Source organism: Jatrophihabitans fulvus (genome assembly GCF_054781375.1).
The window spans coordinates 220,106-238,619 of record NZ_BAAGUN010000001.1; the positions used below are offsets into that span (position 1 = coordinate 220,106).

General features: G+C 72.1%; 17 protein-coding genes. 9 read left to right on the forward strand and 8 right to left on the reverse strand.

The window, feature by feature from the left end:
* Nucleotide 1: 1 nt before the first annotated feature.
* The 3 genes from ACYVP9_RS01060 to ACYVP9_RS01070 are packed head-to-tail and all read right to left on the reverse strand — an operon-like array spanning nt 2 to nt 3,816.
* The gene (locus ACYVP9_RS01060) at nt 2-1,069 is read right to left on the reverse strand and encodes an ABC transporter permease (RefSeq protein WP_460602833.1); all 1,068 of its coding nucleotides are present in this window, start codon (nt 1,067-1,069) and stop codon (nt 2-4) included.
* A complete protein-coding gene (locus tag ACYVP9_RS01065; protein ID WP_460602834.1) occupies nt 1,066-2,607 on the reverse strand; it encodes a sugar ABC transporter ATP-binding protein in 1,542 nt (513 codons plus the stop codon). Before ACYVP9_RS01065 ends, ACYVP9_RS01060 begins: the two co-directional genes overlap by 4 nt.
* Nucleotides 2,608-3,816 carry a sugar ABC transporter substrate-binding protein gene (locus ACYVP9_RS01070; protein ID WP_460602835.1) on the reverse strand — a complete coding sequence of 403 codons (1,209 nt, stop codon included), beginning with the start codon at nt 3,814-3,816 and terminating at the stop codon, nt 2,608-2,610.
* A 250-nt stretch (nt 3,817-4,066) separates the two neighbouring features.
* Here ACYVP9_RS01070 and ACYVP9_RS01075 point away from each other — a divergent pair, with 250 nt between their 5' ends.
* Both ACYVP9_RS01075 and ACYVP9_RS01080 read left to right on the forward strand, forming a co-directional pair.
* Nucleotides 4,067-4,768 (forward strand): GntR family transcriptional regulator, encoded by a 702-nt coding sequence (locus tag ACYVP9_RS01075; protein WP_460602836.1) that lies wholly within the window; start codon nt 4,067-4,069, stop codon nt 4,766-4,768.
* On the forward strand, nt 4,765-6,723 hold the full coding sequence (locus ACYVP9_RS01080) for an acetoacetate--CoA ligase (RefSeq protein ID WP_460602837.1): 1,959 nt from the start codon (nt 4,765-4,767) through the stop codon (nt 6,721-6,723). The genes ACYVP9_RS01075 and ACYVP9_RS01080 overlap by 4 nt, the downstream gene beginning before the upstream one ends.
* Here ACYVP9_RS01080 and ACYVP9_RS01085 read toward each other — a convergent pair.
* Nucleotides 6,704-7,687 carry an amidohydrolase family protein gene (locus tag ACYVP9_RS01085; protein ID WP_460602838.1) on the reverse strand — a complete coding sequence of 328 codons (984 nt, stop codon included), beginning with the start codon at nt 7,685-7,687 and terminating at the stop codon, nt 6,704-6,706. The genes ACYVP9_RS01080 and ACYVP9_RS01085 overlap by 20 nt on opposite strands.
* Before the next feature lie 13 nt (nt 7,688-7,700).
* Nucleotides 7,701-8,423, reverse strand: a complete 723-nt coding sequence (locus tag ACYVP9_RS01090; protein WP_460602839.1) for a GntR family transcriptional regulator — start codon at nt 8,421-8,423, stop codon at nt 7,701-7,703.
* Between the two features lie 99 nt (nt 8,424-8,522).
* Between ACYVP9_RS01090 and ACYVP9_RS01095 the strand changes: the two genes are divergently transcribed.
* The 3 genes from ACYVP9_RS01095 to mhpA are packed head-to-tail and all read left to right on the forward strand — an operon-like array spanning nt 8,523 to nt 11,949.
* A complete protein-coding gene (locus tag ACYVP9_RS01095) occupies nt 8,523-9,410 on the forward strand; it encodes a fumarylacetoacetate hydrolase family protein (protein WP_460602840.1) in 888 nt (295 codons plus the stop codon).
* A complete protein-coding gene (locus tag ACYVP9_RS01100) occupies nt 9,407-10,339 on the forward strand; it encodes a VOC family protein (RefSeq protein WP_460602841.1) in 933 nt (310 codons plus the stop codon). The genes ACYVP9_RS01095 and ACYVP9_RS01100 overlap by 4 nt, the downstream gene beginning before the upstream one ends.
* On the forward strand, nt 10,336-11,949 hold the full coding sequence (gene mhpA / locus ACYVP9_RS01105; protein ID WP_460602842.1) for a bifunctional 3-(3-hydroxy-phenyl)propionate/3-hydroxycinnamic acid hydroxylase MhpA: 1,614 nt from the start codon (nt 10,336-10,338) through the stop codon (nt 11,947-11,949). Before ACYVP9_RS01100 ends, mhpA begins: the two co-directional genes overlap by 4 nt.
* On the opposite strand, the gene ACYVP9_RS01110 is transcribed toward mhpA, so the two are convergent.
* The 3 genes from ACYVP9_RS01110 to ACYVP9_RS01120 form a co-directional block, all read right to left on the reverse strand.
* The gene (locus ACYVP9_RS01110; RefSeq protein WP_460602843.1) at nt 11,946-12,947 is read right to left on the reverse strand and encodes an amidohydrolase family protein; all 1,002 of its coding nucleotides are present in this window, start codon (nt 12,945-12,947) and stop codon (nt 11,946-11,948) included. The genes mhpA and ACYVP9_RS01110 overlap by 4 nt on opposite strands.
* 5 nt (nt 12,948-12,952) lie before the next feature.
* On the reverse strand, nt 12,953-13,930 hold the full coding sequence (locus tag ACYVP9_RS01115; RefSeq protein WP_460602844.1) for a fumarylacetoacetate hydrolase family protein: 978 nt from the start codon (nt 13,928-13,930) through the stop codon (nt 12,953-12,955).
* A 134-nt stretch (nt 13,931-14,064) separates the two neighbouring features.
* Entirely contained in the window at nt 14,065-14,988 is a 924-nt protein-coding gene (locus ACYVP9_RS01120) for a LysR family transcriptional regulator (protein WP_460602845.1), read from the reverse strand.
* A 134-nt stretch (nt 14,989-15,122) separates the two neighbouring features.
* On the opposite strand from ACYVP9_RS01120, the gene ACYVP9_RS01125 reads away from it, so the two are divergent.
* The 4 genes from ACYVP9_RS01125 to ACYVP9_RS01140 are packed head-to-tail and all read left to right on the forward strand — an operon-like array spanning nt 15,123 to nt 18,492.
* Nucleotides 15,123-16,262, forward strand: a complete 1,140-nt coding sequence (locus tag ACYVP9_RS01125; protein WP_460602846.1) for a Rossmann-fold NAD(P)-binding domain-containing protein — start codon at nt 15,123-15,125, stop codon at nt 16,260-16,262.
* A gap of 14 nt (nt 16,263-16,276) precedes the next feature.
* Nucleotides 16,277-17,314 carry a VOC family protein gene (locus ACYVP9_RS01130; RefSeq protein WP_460602847.1) on the forward strand — a complete coding sequence of 346 codons (1,038 nt, stop codon included), beginning with the start codon at nt 16,277-16,279 and terminating at the stop codon, nt 17,312-17,314.
* A gap of 28 nt (nt 17,315-17,342) precedes the next feature.
* Nucleotides 17,343-18,275 carry an MBL fold metallo-hydrolase gene (locus ACYVP9_RS01135; RefSeq protein ID WP_460602848.1) on the forward strand — a complete coding sequence of 311 codons (933 nt, stop codon included), beginning with the start codon at nt 17,343-17,345 and terminating at the stop codon, nt 18,273-18,275.
* Between the two features lie 28 nt (nt 18,276-18,303).
* Nucleotides 18,304-18,492: a CsbD family protein gene (locus tag ACYVP9_RS01140; protein WP_460602849.1), complete on the forward strand. Its 189-nt coding sequence runs from the start codon at nt 18,304-18,306 to the stop codon at nt 18,490-18,492.
* Nucleotides 18,493-18,514 lie beyond the last annotated feature (22 nt).

Below are 18,514 nucleotides of genomic sequence, written 5' to 3' on the forward strand. Positions count from 1 at the left end.
GTCAGGCGACCCGGGAGCGGGTGCGCACGACCGTGGCTATGGTGACGGCGAGGACGAGACCGGCGCCGTAGAAGGCGTCCTGCACCCACCCGGTGTAGCCCAGCAACTGCAGGCCGATGATGCCGGTGGACAGGAAGTAGATGCCGAAGAACGTGCCCATCGGGTTGAACTGCCCGGGCAGCACCATCGCGGTGCCGAGGAAGACCGCGGCGAGGGCCGGCAGCAGGTACGTGGCGGACGCGGTCGGGTCGAACCCGCCCACCGACATCACCAGCAGCACGCCGGCGAGACCGGCGACGAGGCTCGCGACGATGTAGCTGCCGCCCCGGATGCGGTCGACGTTGATGCCCGCGAGCCGGGCCACCTCGCGGTTCGACCCGACGAACACGATGTGCCGTCCGAGCGGCGTCCACGTCAGCACGTACGCGAACGCCGCCGCGAGCACCAGGCCGTACCAGAACGACAGCGGCAGTCCGAGGAAGTTCATCAGTGCGATGTCGGAGAACGTCCGGCTCGACACCGACACGATGGTCGAGGACGAGATGAGCTCGGCGATGCCGAGGTACAGGCTCGCCGTGCCGAGGGTGACGATCAGCGACGGCACCTTCAGCTTCACGATGAAGAACGCGTTGAGCACCCCGCACGCGAGCGCCGAGAGCACCGCGATCAGGCAGGCGAGGGGCAGCGGCACGCCGTGCAGCGTCGACAGCACCGGGATGATCGTCGCCGACAGCCCCATCACGCTCGCGAACGACAGGTCGAACTCGCCGACCACGAACGTGCACAGGGCGGCGATCGCCAGGAAGAGCAGCGCCGACTGCGACCCGAAGATCGACTGCACGGTCGAGGTGTCGAGGAACTTGTCGGGCATGATCGCGCCGTAGACGACCGCCATCAGTGCCCAGACGCCGAGCAGTGCGTACCGCGAGCCGACGGAACGCAGCCGGTCGCCCCGGACGCTGCCGCGGCGCGGCGAGGTCACGGGCGCGACGACGTCCGCCGGGTCACCCGAGGCGTCCTGCACCGGGGTGGTGTCGCGTGTCGTCTCGTCGTGGTGGGACAGGGTCATGAGGTCCTCCCGTAGATCTGCTCGATGAGGTCGTCGGGCGTGGCCGCACCCGTCTCCACCAGGCCCTCGCCCTCGCGGTGGACGAGGACGCGGTCGCACGCGGCCGCGAGGTCCTCGGGTTCGCTGCTCACGAGGAGCACCGCCATCCCGCCGTCGGCGGCACGGCGCAGCGCCGCGAGGATGTCCTGGCGCGCCCCCACGTCGACCGCCTGCGTCGGCTCGTGCAGCACGAGGACGGACGGGCCGATCGACAGCCACTTGGCCAGCAGCACCTTCTGCTGGTTCCCGCCGCTGAGCTGCTTGACCAGGATGTTGGGCAGGTTCGGACGGATGCCGAGCGTGCCGACCGCGTCCTCCGCGCCGGCCCGCTGCCAGCCGCGGGAGACGAACCACGGCCGTCCCCGTGACCGCAGCGCGGGCAGGCTGATGTTGTCCCGCATCGACATCTCGAACGCGAGCCCGTCCCGGTCGCGACGCTCGGGAACGAGCACCAACCCGGCCCTGATGCACGCGCTGACACCCGCCCGGCGCAGCTCGACGGTGCCGTTGCGGGTACGCACCGTGCCCGCCTTCGCCCGGGTCGCGCCGGCCAACAGGTAGGGGATTTCCTCGTACCCGTTGCCCGGAAGTCCCGTGATGCCGACGATCTCGCCGTCGCCGAGCGAGAAGGCGACGTCGCGCACCTTCTGCCCGGTGAGGCCGGTGACGCTCACGCTGACGCGGGGACGTTCCGGTCTGGTGACCGACCGCGCCTCCGTGACCGCGAGAGAGCTGCCGAGCATGCGGCGGGCGATCTCCTCCTCGCTCAGCTCGGCGGTGACCGCGCCCGCGGCGACCACGCGACCGTCCCGCAGGATCGTCAGCCGGTCGGTGACGTCGCGCAGCTCGGTCAGGTTGTGGCTGATGAGGACGGCCGAGCCGCCGTCCGCGGCGATGCGGCGCAGCAGGGTGTGGATCCGGCGCAGGTCGTCACCGGCCAGCGCCCGGGTCGATTCGTCGAGGATGATCAGCCCGCCACCCGTGTCGTGGTCGCGCATGGCGCGGGCGATCGCGACCTCGGCGCGTTCCGTCGCCCCGAGCGAGCCGACCGGGGCGGCGGGGTCCAGGTCGACGCCGAGCCGGGCCAGCGTGTCCGCCGCGAGGCGGTCGCGCCGGGCCCGGTCGATCCGTCCGGTGAAGCGCTCGGTGGGGAAGCCGCCGACGCAGATGTTCTCGGCGACGGTGAGCTGGTCGAGCAGGCCGAGGTCCTGGTGCACGACCGACACGCCGGCCGCCCGCACCTCCGGCCAGCGGACGGGCAGGCGCACGGCCTGCCCGTCCACCTCGTAGGCGGCACCGGGGTCGGGCGCGTACACACCGGTCAGGATCTTGATGAGCGTCGACTTGCCGGAGCCGTTCTGCCCGGCCAGCCCGTGCACCTCGCCGGGACGGACCGAGAGCTCGACGCCGTGCAGCACCTGCACCGGTCCGAAGGTCTTGTCGAGCCCGCGGATCGACAGCCGCGGCACCGTCGTCGGTGGCGACAGGGCGATCGACATCTAGTTCGCGCCCCACGCGGTGAGGAAGGTCTTCTCGAAGTCGTCGGAGCCGTACCAGTCGTTGGTCGCGTACGCCTTCGGGGTCAGCTCCAGATCGCCGACGTTGTCCTTCGTGAACGCGCGGACGATGCCCGTGGTCGGGACGGGCGTGCCGCCGGTCATCATGCGCAGGATGCCGTCGGTGAACTGCCACCCGGCGTAGATCGGGCTGAAGCCGATGTCGGCGAACTGCACGTTGCCGGCCTTGACGCGCTGCACCGAGTCGAGCGCGCCGTTGGTCGAGGCGAGCTTGACCTTGTTGCTGTAGCCGGCCGTCTGGATGCCGCTCAGTGCCCCGGGTGCTCCCGCGTCCAGGGCGGGGAACACGTAGGTCGTCTCCGGGTTGGCGATCAGCGCGCTGCTCACCTGCGACGGCACCTTGTTGAGACTCGCCGTGTTGTAGCTGATCTCCTTGTAGGTGCATTCCTTGCAGGCCTGCGCGAAGTACTTCTTGGCGAAGATCGCGGCCTGTTTGGTCTGCGGCGAGTCGTCGACCCCGATGTAGAGCACCTTCGCCTTGCCGCCGCTGTCGGCGATGATCGCGTCGGCGCCGAGCTTCTGCAGCAGCTCGATGGTCTTGGTGGTGTCGTAGAACGCCAGCTTGGGCGAGTCCGACTTGCCGGCGCTCGGCTTCTCGCCGGCGACGAGGACGGGGATGTTCTTCGCGACGAGATTGTCGAAGGCGTTCGGGACGAGGGCGTAGTCGATGTAGCCGGTGATCACGGCGTCGGCGCCCTGCGACGCCGCCTGGGAGAGACACTGCGAGATGGTGGTGGGCAGGAACTTGCCGTCACACGTCTTGTACCGCATGCCGATCTTCGTGACGGCCTGCTCGACGCCCGAACCGAATGCGTTGAGGATGGGGACGGCCGACCCGATCGGCACGTACCAGACGGTCTTGCCCTTGAGCGACTTCACCCCGCCGGGAATGGCCTTCACGGCGTCGTAGCTCGACACCTCGCCCGAGTACTTCGCCAGGCTGGCTTTGGCCTTCGCGACGACGGCGCCGCCGCCCCCGCCGCCACCGCCCCCGGTGCCGGTCGAGCCTCCGCCCGGCGTGTCGGAGCGGGCGCTGCTGCAGGCGCTGACGGCGAGCGCGGTGACCGCGAGACACCCGAGGGTGATGCGGCGGGCGGTCGCGCGGCGGGTCGGAAACGGCAGGTACGGCATCGGCGTCGTCCTTCGGTAGGCGGTGCGAGCGGCTGCTGCGACCGGGCCGGGGCGACGCACCCGTGATCGATTCTGTCCCCCGCGGTCGTCCGCCGAGTGTGGAAAGGAACACATCCAGTGTCAAGGATTCTCATGCAAGTAATCGATTCTTTGGCATGAAGTCGCTCATGAGCCTGGATTTCGACAACCCGCTGCTAGCGTCTGCGCGCATGCCGCGCCGCCGCGGCTCGTCGGCCCCGGGAGGACATCGATGCCAGTCACGCCAGCTGCCCCCAGGAACCTGACGCGCGCCGCGTTCGCCCGGATCCGGGGCGACATCCTGGCCGGGCGGTACCCGCCGGGCGCCCGCCTGTCGCCCCGGGCGCTGGCCGCCGAGGAGGCCGTCAGCATGTCGGTGGTGCGCGAGGCGCTCACGCGGCTGGCCGAGCAGGGCCTGGTCGTGGCCGCGCCCCAGCAGGGGTTCACCGTCGTCAAGCTCGACATGGACGACGTCCGGGACCTGTCGGCGCTGCGGGTGCTGATCGAGGGCGAGGCCCTGCGCCAGGCCGTCGTGCACGCCGACGTCGAGTACGAGGCGCGGGTCCTGGCCAGCCACCACCGGCTCACCCGGACGCCCACGTCGTCGCCCGACGGCGAGCGGGTGATGTCGGACGAATGGGCCGCCGCCCACGCGCAGTTCCACGCGGCCCTCGTGAGCGCGGCGCCGAGCGCCCGCCTGCGCGATCTCGCCGAATCGCTGCGCGAGACGGCCGAGCTCTACCGCCGCTGGTCGGGGATGGCGCGCGGTGAACTCGGGCGCCGCGACGTCGCCGGCGAGCACCGCGCGCTCATGCAGGCGGCCCTCGACCGTGACGCCGCCCGTGCCGTGGCCCTGCTGACCGACCACATCGACACCACCACGCGCCTGCTCGAGGCGTACGTCGAGGAGCACCGTCCGGATCTCGTCTCGTGACCCGTCCGATCTGGGAACCCGATCCGCGGCGCGCGGCCGACAGCGCGATCGCCGGCTTCGCCCGGCGCGCCGAGGCCGAGCACGGTGTCGTCCTGCCCGACTATCCGGCGCTGCACGCGTGGTCGGTCGAGCACCTCGCCGACTTCTGGCGGGGGGTCTGGACGTTCTTCGACGTGGCGCCGGACGCGCCGCAGGACGTGCTCACCTCGAACGGCATGCCCGGCGCCACCTGGTTCCCCGGCGTGCGCCTCAACTACGTCGCGCGGGTGTTCGCCGGACGCGACCCCGACGACGTCGCGGTGGTCGCGGTCGACGAGGGCGCCACCGCCACCGAACTCACGTGGTCCGCGTTGCAGCAGCAGGTCGCCGCGCTGCAGGCGACGCTGCAGGACCTCGGGGTGCGGACGGGCGACCGCGTCGTCGGGTACCTGCCGAACGGGATCCCGGCGCTCGTCGGGTTCCTGGCGACCGCCGGCCTCGGGGCGATCTGGTCGTGCTGCGCGCCCGACTACGCGGCCGCCGCGGCGGCGAACCGGCTGGCGCAGCTCGACCCCGTCGTGCTGATCTGCGCCGACGGCACCCGCTTCGCCGGGCGCGAGCACGACCGGCGCGACGAGGCGGTCCGGCTCGCCGCGCTCATGCCGACCGTCCGCCACGTCGTGAGCGTCCGGCGGCCCGGCCGCGAGACGCCCGGTTTCGGCGTGCCCACCACCGACTGGGAGACCGCGTGCGCGCCCCGCGGCACCGCACTGACGGCGACCCCGGTGCCGTTCGACCACCCGCTCTGGGTGCTCTACTCGTCCGGCACGACCGGAGTGCCCAAGGGCCTGGTGCACGGTCACGGCGGGGTGGTGCTCGACGGTCTCAAGGTGTGCGGTCTGCACCTCGACCTCGGTCCGGGTGACCGGCTGTTCTGGTACACGAGCACCAACTGGATGATGTGGAACTTCACCGTCTCCGGCCTGCTCGTGGGCGCGTCGATCGTGCTCTACGACGGCAGTCCCGCCCACCCGGCACCCGACCGGCTGTGGCAACTGGCGGCCGAGCACGGCGTGACGGTGCTCGGCACCAGCCCCGGTTACCTGCAGGCCTGCGAGAAGCAGGACGTGCGTCCGGACGCCGACCACGACCTGCGGCGGCTGCGCCTGATCGGCGCCACCGGCTCGCCGCTGTCGGCGGCGTCGTCACGCTGGGTCGACGCGCAGTTCGGCGGACGGGTGCCGCTCGTCTCGACCTCGGGCGGGACGGACGTCGTGTCCGCCCTGGCCTTCTGGGCGCCGACGGTGCCGATCTGGCCGGGCGAGATCTCCTGCGCCGCGCTCGGGGTCGCGATCGACGCGTTCGACGACGACGGACGCCCGGTGCGCGACCGGGTCGGGGAACTCGTCGTCACCGCCCCGATGCCCACCATGCCGGTGATGCTGTGGAACGACCCCGACGGCTCGAAGTACCGGGCGACGTACTTCGACACCTACCCGGGCCTCTGGCGGCACGGCGACTGGGTGACGATCACCGGACGCGGCAGCGTCGTGTTCCACGGCCGCTCGGACGCCACGCTCAACCGCAACGGGGTGCGGCTGGGCAGCGCCGACATCTACGACGTCGTCGACGCCCTGCCCGGGGTGCGGGACTCGCTCGTGGTGGGCCTCGATCGGGAGGACGGCGGCTACTGGATGCCGCTGTTCGTGGTGGCGGACGACCTCGACGACGACCTGCGCGGGCAGATCGTCGCCGCGCTGCGCCGCGAGGCGTCCCCGCGTCACGTGCCGGACGAGATCATCGGCGTCCGGGCCGTGCCGCGCACCCGCACCGGCAAGAAGCTCGAGGTGCCGGTGAAACGCATCCTGCTCGGCGCCGAGGTCGAGGACGTGCTGAGCCTCGGGGCGGTCGAGGACCCGTCCGCCCTGGACGACTTCGTCGCGCTGGCGAGGGAGCTCAGGCGCCGATCCGCGTGAACCGCGGGAACAGCTGCTCGGCGTTGCCGCGCAACGCGGCGTCTCGGCCGTCGGCGTCGAGCAGCGGCGTTTCCGCGAGGTCGCGGGCGAGTGCCGCGACCAGCGGTGCCGGCGTGAACGGGTAGTCGCTGCCGTAGACGAGCCGATCCGGTCCCACGAGGCCGAGCAGCGCCGCGAGCGACCGGGGCAGGGGCACGCCGGCGAGGTCGAAGCGCAGCCGTTGCAGCGCGGCGACGACGGCGACGTCGGGGGAGTCGTCGGACCTCGTCACCGGCGCGATGCGCTCGACGCGGTCGGCCACGACCGCGAGCGCGGCCCCGCTGTGGGGCACGACCCACCGGACGGACGGGAACCGGTCGAGCGCGCCCGACAGCGCGAGGTTGATCACCGCGCGGGTGGTGTCGAAGAGGAACTCGACCAGCGGACGGGGACGGTCGAAGGCGACCTGCTCCCACCCGCACGGTGAGACGGGGTGGATCGTCACGACGGCGCCGCGCCGGTCGAGGGCGGCGAGCACGGGGTCGAGGCGCGGGTCGCCGAGGTACACGTCGTCGTAGTGCGTGTGCAGGCCGATGCCGTCGGCCCCGAGCTCGTCGAACGCGCGGTCGATCTCGGCCAGTGCCGCGTCGAGGTCGGGCAGGGGCAGGCCCGCGAGCAGGCCCAGGCGGTGGGGGAACCGGGCGACTGCCTCGGCGCCGTCGTCGTTGACCCGGCGGCACAGCTCGGCCCGGTCGGGGCCGGCGGGGACGAACCCCACCCCGGGCGACGAGAGCGACAGCAGGGCGGCGGCGATGCCGACGTCGTCCATCATCGCGACCGCGGTCGCGGCGTCCCACTCGGGCAGCGCGGGCATGCCGTCCGGCCGGCCCTGGCCGTGCGCGAGCGCGGCCTCCCGGTAGCGGGCGGGCAGGAAGTGCGCGTGCAGGTCGATCGCACCCGCCAGCACCGGCGGAACCGGCGGCACCGACGGCACCGGGTCAGCCGGCCGAGACGTCGGTGCCGAGGACTGCGGGATCGAGGACGGCGGGGTCGAGCAGGATCGCCGCCGTGCGGTCGACGTGCGCCTCGAAGAGCTCGACCGCGAGCGGCGCGTCGTGTGCCAGCGCCGCGTCGAGCAGGCCGCGGTGCTCGGCCGCCACGTCGCGACCGACCTCGCCGCCGCCGGGCCCCGACCACGCCCGGTAGAGCTCGGCGGCATCGGACAGCCGGTCGCAGATGTCCAGCAGCACCGCGTTGCCGCAGGCGTCGATCAGCTTGTGGTGGAAGGCGATGTGCGCGGCCGCCCATTCGTTGTTGCGGGTGCGCCGGCCGTCGTGGTCCTCGCCCGGCAGGTACATCGGCTGGGCGCTGAGCCTGTGGTGCGCGGCCAGCACCTCCGACTCCCACGTGACCCCGCCCTGCTCGACCGAGAGCCGCAGCGCCGCCCCCTCGTTGATCTTGCGGGCGGCGGTGAGGTCGGTGAGGACCTCTGCGGACAGCGTCGTGACGTGGAAGCCGCGGTTGCGTTCGATGCGGACGAGGTTCTGCGCGGCGAGCAGGCCGAGCGCCTCGCGCATGACGCTGATGCTGACGCCGAAGCGCTCGCCCAGCTCGACGGGCTTCAGCCGCTCGCCCGGGGCGATGCGCCGGTCGAAGATGTCGCTGCGCAGCTGCGCGTACACGTCGACCGCGAGGCTCTCGCCACCTGCCTTCCGCACCATGGGCAAGATAATAACACCAGCTAAAGAATCGATTCTCTATTGACAGTCGATTTCGATGGTCACAGGATGGCGGCACATCTCACGAGCAACGGAGCCTCCATGCGCATCGCCAACGTGGCCGGACGGGCCACCGTCATCACCTCCGCTCCCGGCGAGGACCTCGTCGGACTCGACGTCGAGAAGGCCAGCGACGGCCGCTTCCCGGCCGACCCGCAGGCCGTGCTCGAGCAGTGGGACGACGTCCGCGCGTGGGGCGAGGGCCGGCTCGGCCGCGGCGACATCGCGATCGACCGCGCCGATCTCGGGGCGCCGACCCCCGCGCCGCGCCAGGTGTTCGCGATCGGGCTCAACTACGGCGACCACATCGACGAGTCGAAGATGGGCCGCCCGCCGGCGCCGGCCGTCTTCACCAAGTTCCCCAGCTCGATCACGGGCCCCGACGACACCGTCGTGCTGCCGAGTGCCAACGTCGACTGGGAGGTCGAGCTCGTCGTCGCGATCGGGCGTCGCGCGTACGAGGTCGACGAGGCGGCGGCGTGGGACCACGTCGCCGGCCTGATGGTCGGACAGGACCTGTCCGAGCGCGTGGTGCAGCTGATCGGGCCGGTCCCGCAGTTCTCGCTGGGCAAGTCGTACCCCGGCTTCGCGCCGGTCGGGCCCTATCTGGTGACACCGGACGAGGTGCCGAACCGCGACGACCTCGAACTGGGGTGCGGCGTCGGCGACGAGGTGCTGCAGCTCGGGCGCACCAGCTCGTTGATCTTCGACGTGCCCGAGCTCGTGGCCAAGCTGTCCGCGGTGTGCCCGCTGCTGCCCGGCGACATCATCTTCACGGGCACGCCGTCCGGGGTCGGCAACGCGCGCGAGCCCAAGCGGTTCCTCGAACCGGGCCAGCTCCTGCGCAGCCACATCGAGGGCGTCGGGGAGCTGCGCAACCCGATGGTGGCCGGGCCGCACCACCCGTCCGTCCGGGGAGGCCGGTCGTGAGCCTGCACGGCCTGACGCAGATCACCATCGGCGTCCCCGACCCCGGCGCCGGTGCCGAGTACTACGAGGACTTCGGCCTGCGACCGACCGGTGCGACGGCCGACGGTCACGGCTTCGCGACGGTCGACGGCGGTGAGCAGCTGCGCATCGTGGCCACGGCCCGCCGCCGGCTCGTCGAGCTGCGCGTCGGCGCCGACGACGCCGACGACATCGAACGGGTGTCCGCCGCCCTGGCCCGCCTCGACCTGCCGGCGCAGACCGACGCGACGTCCGTCCGCACGTACGACCCCGGCACCGAGGTCACGGTCGTCGTCGAGATCGCCCCTCGCCTCGCGCAGCCCGACATCGCGCCGCCGCCCTACAACGGGCCGGGTCACCTGGTGCGGCCCGACGTGCGCGCGGCCGGAGTGCTGCGCACCGAGCGGGTGCGGCCGCGCAAGCTCGGTCACGTCGTGCTCGGCTCCACCGACCAGGTGGCGTCGCAGCGGCTGTTCACCGAGGGGCTCGGATTCCGCATCAGCGACACCGTCCCCGGTCTGGCCGCCTTCCTGCGGTGCTCCACCGACCACCACAACGTGCTCGTGCAGCAGGCGCCGCTGGCGTTCCTGCACCACACGTCGTGGCAGGTGGAGGACGTCGACGAGGTCGGCCGCGGCGCGACCGCCATGCTCGAGAAGGACCCGTCGCGGCACGTGTGGGGCCTCGGGCGCCATCACGTCGGGTCGAACTTCTTCTGGTACCTCAAGGACCCCGCGGGCAACTTCAGCGAGTACTACTCCGACCTCGACTGCATCGTCGACGACGCGCTGTGGACGCCGCAGACCTGGGAGGGCATGCGCGGGCTCTACAACTGGGGTCCGCCGCCGCCGCCGTCGTTCCTCGCGCCCGACGACCTCGCCGCCCTCATGACCGGAGCGCACCGGTCATGAACGCGGACGGGACCGACACCGACGTCGACGTCCTCGTCGTGGGCTACGGGCCGGTCGGACAGACCCTCGCCATCCTGCTGGCGCGGCACGGCCACCGGGTCGGCGTGCTCGAACGGTGGAAGGCGCCGTACCCGCGGCCGCGCGCCGTCCACTTCGACGACGAGATCGCCCGCGTGCTGGCCGACGCCGGCCTCGCCGACCGCATCGAGACGCTGTCCGAACCGGGACGCGACTACGACTGGCAGAACGCGGCGGGCGAGACCCTGCTGCACTTCGACTGGTCGTCCGCCGGCCCGAGCGGCTGGTGCACCGCGAACATGTTCGGTCAGCCGGAGCTCGAGGCGACCCTCGGCGCCGAGGCGGAGTCGTTCGAGACCGTCACGGTGCGGCGCGGCCTGCGGGCCGTCGACGTCGACGACCGCGGCGACCACGTGGTCGTCACCGCGGTCGACGACGACGGTGTCGAGACACGGACGAGCGCCCGCTACGTCGTCGGGTGCGACGGGGCCAACAGTTTCGTCCGCAGTCGCATGGACACCACCGTCACCGACCTCGGCTTCTTCTACGACTGGCTGATCGTCGACGTGATCCCGCACGATCCGACCCGGGTGTGGGAGCCGTCCAACCTGCAGGTGTGCGATCCGGTGCGGCCCACGACGCGGGTCTCCGGAGGCCCGGGCCGCCGGCGGTGGGAGTTCCTGCGGCTGCCGGACGAGACGGTCGAGCAGCTCAACACCGAGAGCACGGCGTGGCGCCTGCTCGAACCGTGGGACGTCCACCCGGGCAACGCCACGCTCGAGCGCCACACCGTCTACACCTTCCAGGCGCGGTGGGCCGATCGCTGGCGCATCGGACGGGTGATGGTCGCCGGCGACGCCGCGCACCTGATGCCGCCGTTCGCGGGCCAGGGCATGTGCTCGGGCATCCGCGACACCGCGAACCTGGCGTGGAAGCTCGACCTCGTGCTGACCGGTCGTGCCGACGACTCCCTGCTCGACACGTACACGAGCGAGCGGTCGGCCCACGTGCAGCACTCGATCGGCATGTCGGTCGCGCTGGGCAACGTCATCTGCCTGACCGATCCCGAGGCGGTCGCGGCGCGCGACGCGCGGATGCTGGCGGCCGGTGGGCGTCCCGACCTCGCGCTGGGACCCGTCCCGCCGCCCGTGCTCGGGCCGGGCATCGTGCGTACGGCGGCCGACGGTGCCCCCGAGGGTCCGGCCGGGCAGCTCGGCATCCAGGCGCGCGTCCGGGACGCGGCGGGGACGACCGGGCGGTTCGACCAGGTCGTCGGCACCGGATTCGTGATCGGGTGCGTCGCGGACCCGTCCGCGGTGCTCGACGACGGCACGCTGGCCGCCGTGCGCCTCCTCGGCGCGCGGGTGGTGCAGTTCCTGCCCGAGGGTGCGCACCCGCAGGCGCTGCCCGACGTCACCCAGGTCGTCGACGTCGAGGGCAAGTACCTGGAGTGGTTCGCCGCGGGCGGGCACGCCGTGTTCGTCGCGCGCCCGGACTTCTACCTGTTCGGCACGGCCGCGACGGTGGACGGGCTGCCCGCCCTCGTCGCCGACCTGACGGCGCAGCTCGGCATGGTCGCGGCCGCCGTCTAGGTCCCCGTCCGGATCCGCAGCAGGCGGGATGCCGTCGCCCCGGCGACGGCGTCCCGCTCGGCCGCCGGGAGGCCGATGGCGTCCAGGCGGGCGATCGGGTCCGGAACGCCCATGTCGAAGGGGTAGTCGGTGCCGACGACCACGTGGTCGGCGCCGACGGCCTGCACCAGCCGGGTCAACTCGCCGGGGGAGTAGACGAGCGAGTCGAAGTACAACCGGTCGAGGTAGGCGCTCGGCTCGCGCTGCATCGTGCGGCTCTCCGGTCGTGCGGCGAAGGCGTGGTCGGCCCGGCCCAGGTAGTGCGGGAAGTACCCGCCGCCGTGGGCACCGCAGACCGTGAGCCCGGGGAAGCGGTCGAGGACGCCCCCGAAGACCAGGTGGCTGAGCGCGACGGTGGTCTCGGTCGGGTTGCCGACCACGTTGCCCAGGTAGGACGTCGCCAGCCGGGACCCCAGGCTGCAGCCCCACGGGTGGATGAACACGAAGGACCCGAGCGACTCGGCGGCGGCCCAGAACGGGTCCAGGGACCGGTCCGAGAGCTCGCGACCGGCGACGCTGGTCGAGATCTCGACGCCCCGCAGGCCGTGGGCCGCGGCCGCTCGCAGCTGGTCGGCGGCGAGCTCGGGGTGCTGCAGCGATGCCGCGGCGAGTCCGACGAACCGGTCCGGTTCTTTCGAGCAGAAGCGCGCAATCTCGTCGTTCGCCGCCGCGACGACGTCGGCGGCAAGGGCTTCGTCGGCCCAGTAGTGGTAGAGCGTCGGCACCACGCTGACGGCCTGCACGTCGACACCGCCGGCGTCCATCCGCTCGAGGCGGACCGCGACGTCGTCGAGCAGCGGGCGGTAGCTCGTCGTGGCGAGTTCGATGTTGAGCCGCGTCGACTCGGCGCCGAACGTGGCGAGCTGAGCGGCCTGTTCGGCCGCCAGGCCCGGCCGGCCCGCCACGAGGTCGGCGATCGCGGGGACGTCCACGTGCGCGTGCACGTCGACGGTGCGCACCCCGGTCACGGTGCCACGCAGCGGTTCCGCTGCCGGCCCAGGCCGGTGATGGTCGCGTCCATGACGTCGTCCGGGCGCAGGTAACGGCCGTAGTGCGCCCCGTTGCCCGCCGGCGACCCGGTCAGCAGCAGGTCGCCCGGACGCATGGGCGTGATCGCGCTGACGTGCTCGACGAGGCGCGGGACGTCGAAGATCATGTCCGCCGTCGACTCGTCCTGCATGACATCGCCGTTCAACGCCAGCGTGATGCGCAGCGCGGACGGGTCCGGGACGAACTGCGCCGGCACGAACCACGGGCCGACGGGCAGGAACGTCGGCGAGTTCTTGCCGGCCAGCCAGTCGGTGCCCAGGCCCGGCATGTCCGGGCGGAAGACGCGGTCGCGGGTGGTGATGTCGTTGACCATCACGTATCCCGCGACGTGCGCCATGGCGTCCGCGCGGTCGACGCGGTAGGCCTCGGTGCCGATGACGGCGGCCAGCTCCAGCTCCCAGTCGTGCTGGGTCCCGATGTCGGGCAGGACGACGTCGTCGTACGGCCCGCAGATCGAGGACGGCAGGCCGAGGAACACGTACGGCGTGCCCCGTTCGGCGCGCTGCTGCATGAGGTCGGTAGCGCGGGACAAGGTCGCGTCCGGATCGTCGTCACCGGCCTCGGCGGCCGCCGCGACCATGAGCTGCACGACGTGCGTCTTGTAGTTGGCACCGCTCTGGAAGATCTGCGCCGGTTCGACGGGCGCGAGCACCTGCAGCGTGTCGACGGGTCGGGCCAGCTCCTGCCACTGACCCGACGTCCGGGCGTCGACGACCGCGGCGTCGAGCATCTTGCTGTACACCGGCCAGTCGGCCAGCAGTTCGTGGACGTCGACGAAGTCCGGGGTCAGCTCGATGAGCGGGACGGTCTGCGCGTCGACGACGACGCCGCAGAACTCGCCGCCGCGGGCGGTGCGGAATCGTCCCAGCGCGTACGGGTCGGGGTGCGGCATCGGGTTCCCTCTCGCTCTGCGCGACGCCGGCGGCGGCGCCGGACGACGCCTCGACCCTAGGGAGCGCACCGGGCGGGAGGAACGTCCCGATGGCGATGGTCGTCATCGACCCCGTCGATGATCGCGCCGGGGATTCAGAGGTTGGCGGCGAGCGCGGTGACGCTCTCGCGCAGCCAGTGGTGGGCCGGGTCGCTGTGGAACACGGGGTGCCAGTACATGGTCTCGACGATGGGGCGCAGCGGCACGTCGCACTCGACGACCCGCAGTTCCCGCCGCACCGACGTCGCCCGCAGCAGCCGTTCGTGGACGAAGGCGAACAGCGACGTGCCCGGCAGCATCCACGGCACCAGCGTGAAGCTGTGGGTCGACAGCGCGACCTCGGTGCGGATGCCGAGGTTGGCGAGCTGGAGGTCGACGAACGCCCCGCCGCCGGTGGTGGCCCAGTAGCGCACGTAGCGCAGTCGCTGCAGCTGCTCGCGGTCGATGACGTCACCGACCTCGCGGTGGTCCTTCCACACCGCCGCGACGTAGCGGTCGGTGAACAGGCTGCGGCTGGGGAAGCTCGGCATCGAGCCGGTCTCGAGCTCGCGCGGCATGATCACCAGATCGACCTGGGAGTGCTCGAGATCGGTGGCGGTCGTGCCGGTGACGGGCACGACGTTCACGGCCACCTTCGGCGCCTCGTCGTACAGGCGTTCGAGCAGCGGGCGCAGCAGCACGAGCGTCACGTAGTCGCTCGCGACGATCGTGAACGTCCGCTCGTCGGTCGCGGGGTCGAAATGCGGACGCGTGGCGAGCAGGTCCTCCATCGCCATCAGGGTGGTGCGCACGGGATCGACCAGCGACCGTCCCATCGGGGTGAGCTCGTGGGCCCGTCCGTTGCGGACGAGCAGCGGGTCGTCGAACGCGCGCCGCAACCGCGCGAGCGCCGCGCTCATGGCCGACTGGCCGATGCCGACCGCCTCGGCGGCCCGGGTCACGTGGCGGTGCTCCAGCAGGGCGTTGAGGGGCAGCAGCAGGTTCAGGTCCATGCGCCGCAACGCCGCGGACGGTTCCATCGCTGCATCCTGGCAGCGCGGGCCGCGAATATCGACGGCGTCGTTGACCGGCATCGCCGATTGGGGATGTCCCCCGGCCGCGGACGGCGGCTACGTTCCTGCCACACGCCAGCAACGAGGCAGCGGGAGCAGCCATGAGGATTCTCGTCATCGGGGCCGGGATCGGCGGCCTGGCCGCCGCGATCGCCCTCCGTCAGCGTGGTCACGACGTCGACGTGGTCGAGGTCAAGCCGGACTTCTCCGTCTACGGCGTCGGCATCAACCAACCCGGCAACAGCCTGCGGGCGCTGCGGTCGCTCGGCGTGCTCGACGCGATCGTCGCCGCGGGGTACCAGTACGACGTCACCGGCTTCTACGAGGCGGGCGGCGAGCACATCGTCGACGTCCCGAGCGCTCTCGGCGGGGGCGACGTCCCGCACAACACGGCGCTGTCGCGCTCCGACCTGCACCACATCCTGATCGAGGCCGTCGAACGGCACGGCGTGAAGGTCGCCTACGACACCACGGTCGAGTCCTTCGACGACGACGGCACCGCCGTCGACGTCCGCCTCAGCGACGGGCGCCGTGAGTCCTACGACCTCGTCGCCGCCTTCGACGGCATCAAGTCCGCGACTCGCCGCACCCTGTTCGGCCCGGACCACGACGCGGTGTACTCCGGCTTCGGCGTCTTCCGCGTGACCCTGCCCCGGCCGGAGTACGTGACCGGCGTGCGGGTGTACCAGGCGCTCGGCGTCAAGGCGGGGTTCATCCCGTTGAGCGAGGCGACGATGTACATGTTCGTCGTGACGCCCGACCCGAAGGGCGTGACGCACGACCGCGCCCGGTTCGCCGAGATCCTGCGCGAGCGGATGGCGCCCTTCGGCGGGCTGCCCGCCGAGGTCCGTGACGGCCTCACCGCCGACGACGACATCGTCTACAGCCCCATCTCCGACGTCATGCTGCCGTTGCCCTGGTTCTCCGGGCGGGTGGGCGTGCTCGGCGACGCCGCCCACGCGTGCGCGCCGCACATCACGCAGGGCGCCGGGATGGCGCTCGAGGACGCGGTCGTCCTCGCCGAGTGCCTCGACGGACCCGGAGACCTCGACGAACGGCTGCGCAGCTTCGAGCAGCGTCGCTTCCCGCGGGCCAAGCTCGTGCAGGACGTCTCGCACGGAATCCTCGAGGCCGAGATGGGCATCACCGCCGAGACCTGGGCGGACGCCGTCGCCGGCATGCGCGCGCACCTGCCCGAACGCATGCGCCAGGTCGACCTCGCCCTCGACCGCCCCGCCTGATCAGGAGAGCTGCGATGACCACGTCCCTCGTCGACACCGACCTCGCCGCGGCGACGCCGCCGGACCCCCGCCCCGGCCCGCCGCTGCCGCCGCCCGCGCCGCGCGGGTCGGTACTGCCCTCGCTGGTCGCGCAGCGCTCGCCGATCACCCACATCCGCCACGTCGCGATCTCGACGGCGGACTTCGCGGCGACGCTCGGCTTCTACGAGGACTCCTGGGGGCTCTACCAGGTCGCCGGCGACGGCGAGGTGGCCTTCCTCGGCACCGTCGGCAGTCCCGAGCCGTTCGTGGTGCGGATCCGGCGCGCGTCCGAACGGCGGACGGACCTCGTGGCGTTCGGCGCCGTCGACCGCGCGGCCGTCGACGCGCTCGCCGCGCGGCTCGCGTCCGACGGGGTACGGCTGGCCGGCGAGCCCGGACCCCTGGCGACACCCGGGGGCGGGTACGGGGTGCGGTTCTTCGACCCGGACGGGCGTCTGGTCGAGGTGTCCAGCGACGTGGCGCCCAAGCCGTTCCGCGAGGTCGCCGTGGGCGAGTCGGTGCCGCGCAAGCTGAGTCACGTCGTGCTGAACAGTCCGCAGGTCGTCGCGCTCATGCAGTTCTACGAGACCTACCTGGGCCTGCGGCTGTCCGACTGGCTCGAGGACCGGATGTGCTTCCTGCGGTGCTCGGACGACCATCACAGCCTGGCCATCGCCGCCGCCCCGTACGCGGGCCTGAACCACGTGTCCTTCGAGATGCGCGACATCGACGAGTACATGCGCGGCACCGGACGCATGGTGCGCGCGGGCCGTGCGCCGCTGTGGGGACCCGGACGGCACAGCTCGGGCGACAACGTCTACTCCTACTTCGCCGGTCCCGACGACTTCGTCGTCGAGTACACGACTGCGCTGGAGAAGATCGCCGACGAGGACGCGTGGGTGCCGCGCGTCTGGCCGGCGATCCCGGAGTACGCCGACCGGTGGGGAACGGCCGGCCCGGGCGAGGACCTGTTCGCGCTCTGGCACCGCACCCCGCCCGAGGCCGGGCTCTGGAGCCCGGCACCGTTGTGATCCCGTCCGACCGCGAGAGGATCTGCGTGTGAGCACGAGCCTGCACGACCACCCGGAGCTGGGACCCGCGGAACTCGTCGAGGTCGCCGACGGCGTCTTCGGCTACATCCAGCCGGACGGGTCCTGGTACATCAACAACACCGGGTTCGTCGTCGGTTCGTCGTCGGTGATCAGCATCGACGCCTGCTCGACCGAGCGCCGGACGCGGGCGTTCCGCGACCGCATCGCCTCGGTCACGCCGGCCCCGGTCGACATGCTGATCAACACCCATCACCACGGCGACCACACCTACGGCAACTCGCTGATGGGCACCGGCACCATCGTCGCCCACGAGAACTGCCGTACCGAGCTGCTCGCGTTCGGCATCCCCGGCGACACCGGCATCTGGGACCCGGTCGAGTGGGGCGACCTCACCGTCGCGCCGCCGACCGTCACGTTCGCCGACCGGGTGCGGTTGTGGTCGGACGACCGTCCGATCGAGGTCAGCTGGGTCGGCCGCGCGGCGCACACGAGCAACGACAGCCTGGTGTGGCTGCCCGAGCAGCAGGTGCTGTTCTGCGGCGACCTGCTGTTCAACGGAGGCACGCCGTTCCTGCTCATGGGTTCGGTCGTCGGGGCGATCGCCGTCCTCACCGAGGTCGTCAGGCCGATCCCCGCCACCACGATCGTCCCGGGACACGGCGCGCCGTGCGACCACGCACTCATCGACACGATCGTGGGCTACCTCGAGTTCGTGCTGTCGACGGCCCGGGCGGCGAAGGCGGCTGGGCTCGATCCGCTCGAGGCCGCGCGCGAGACCGACCTCGGGCAGTACGCCGACTGGCTCGACGCCGAACGCATCGTCGGCAACCTGCACCGCGCGTACGCCGATCTCGACGAGAGCACGACCGTCGACGTCATGGGCGCGCTGCGCGACATGGTCGCCTTCAACGGCGGACGGCCGCTGTCCTGCTACGCCTGAGACCGCGGGCGCACCGTAGATTCGCCGCATGAGCGAGAACGACGCCCCCATCGAGCGACCGGCGACCTGGGAGAACGTGGTCGTCGGCAAGGTGAAGGAGGCCGCGGGCCGGGTCATGAACGACGACGACCTCGTCGAGGAGGGCAAGGAGCAGGAGCAGGCCGCCCACGAGGTCCGCGACGAGTACGAGGACGAGAAGGACCAGCCCGGGCAGTAGCTCCGCGCCTGTTGCGGGTCGC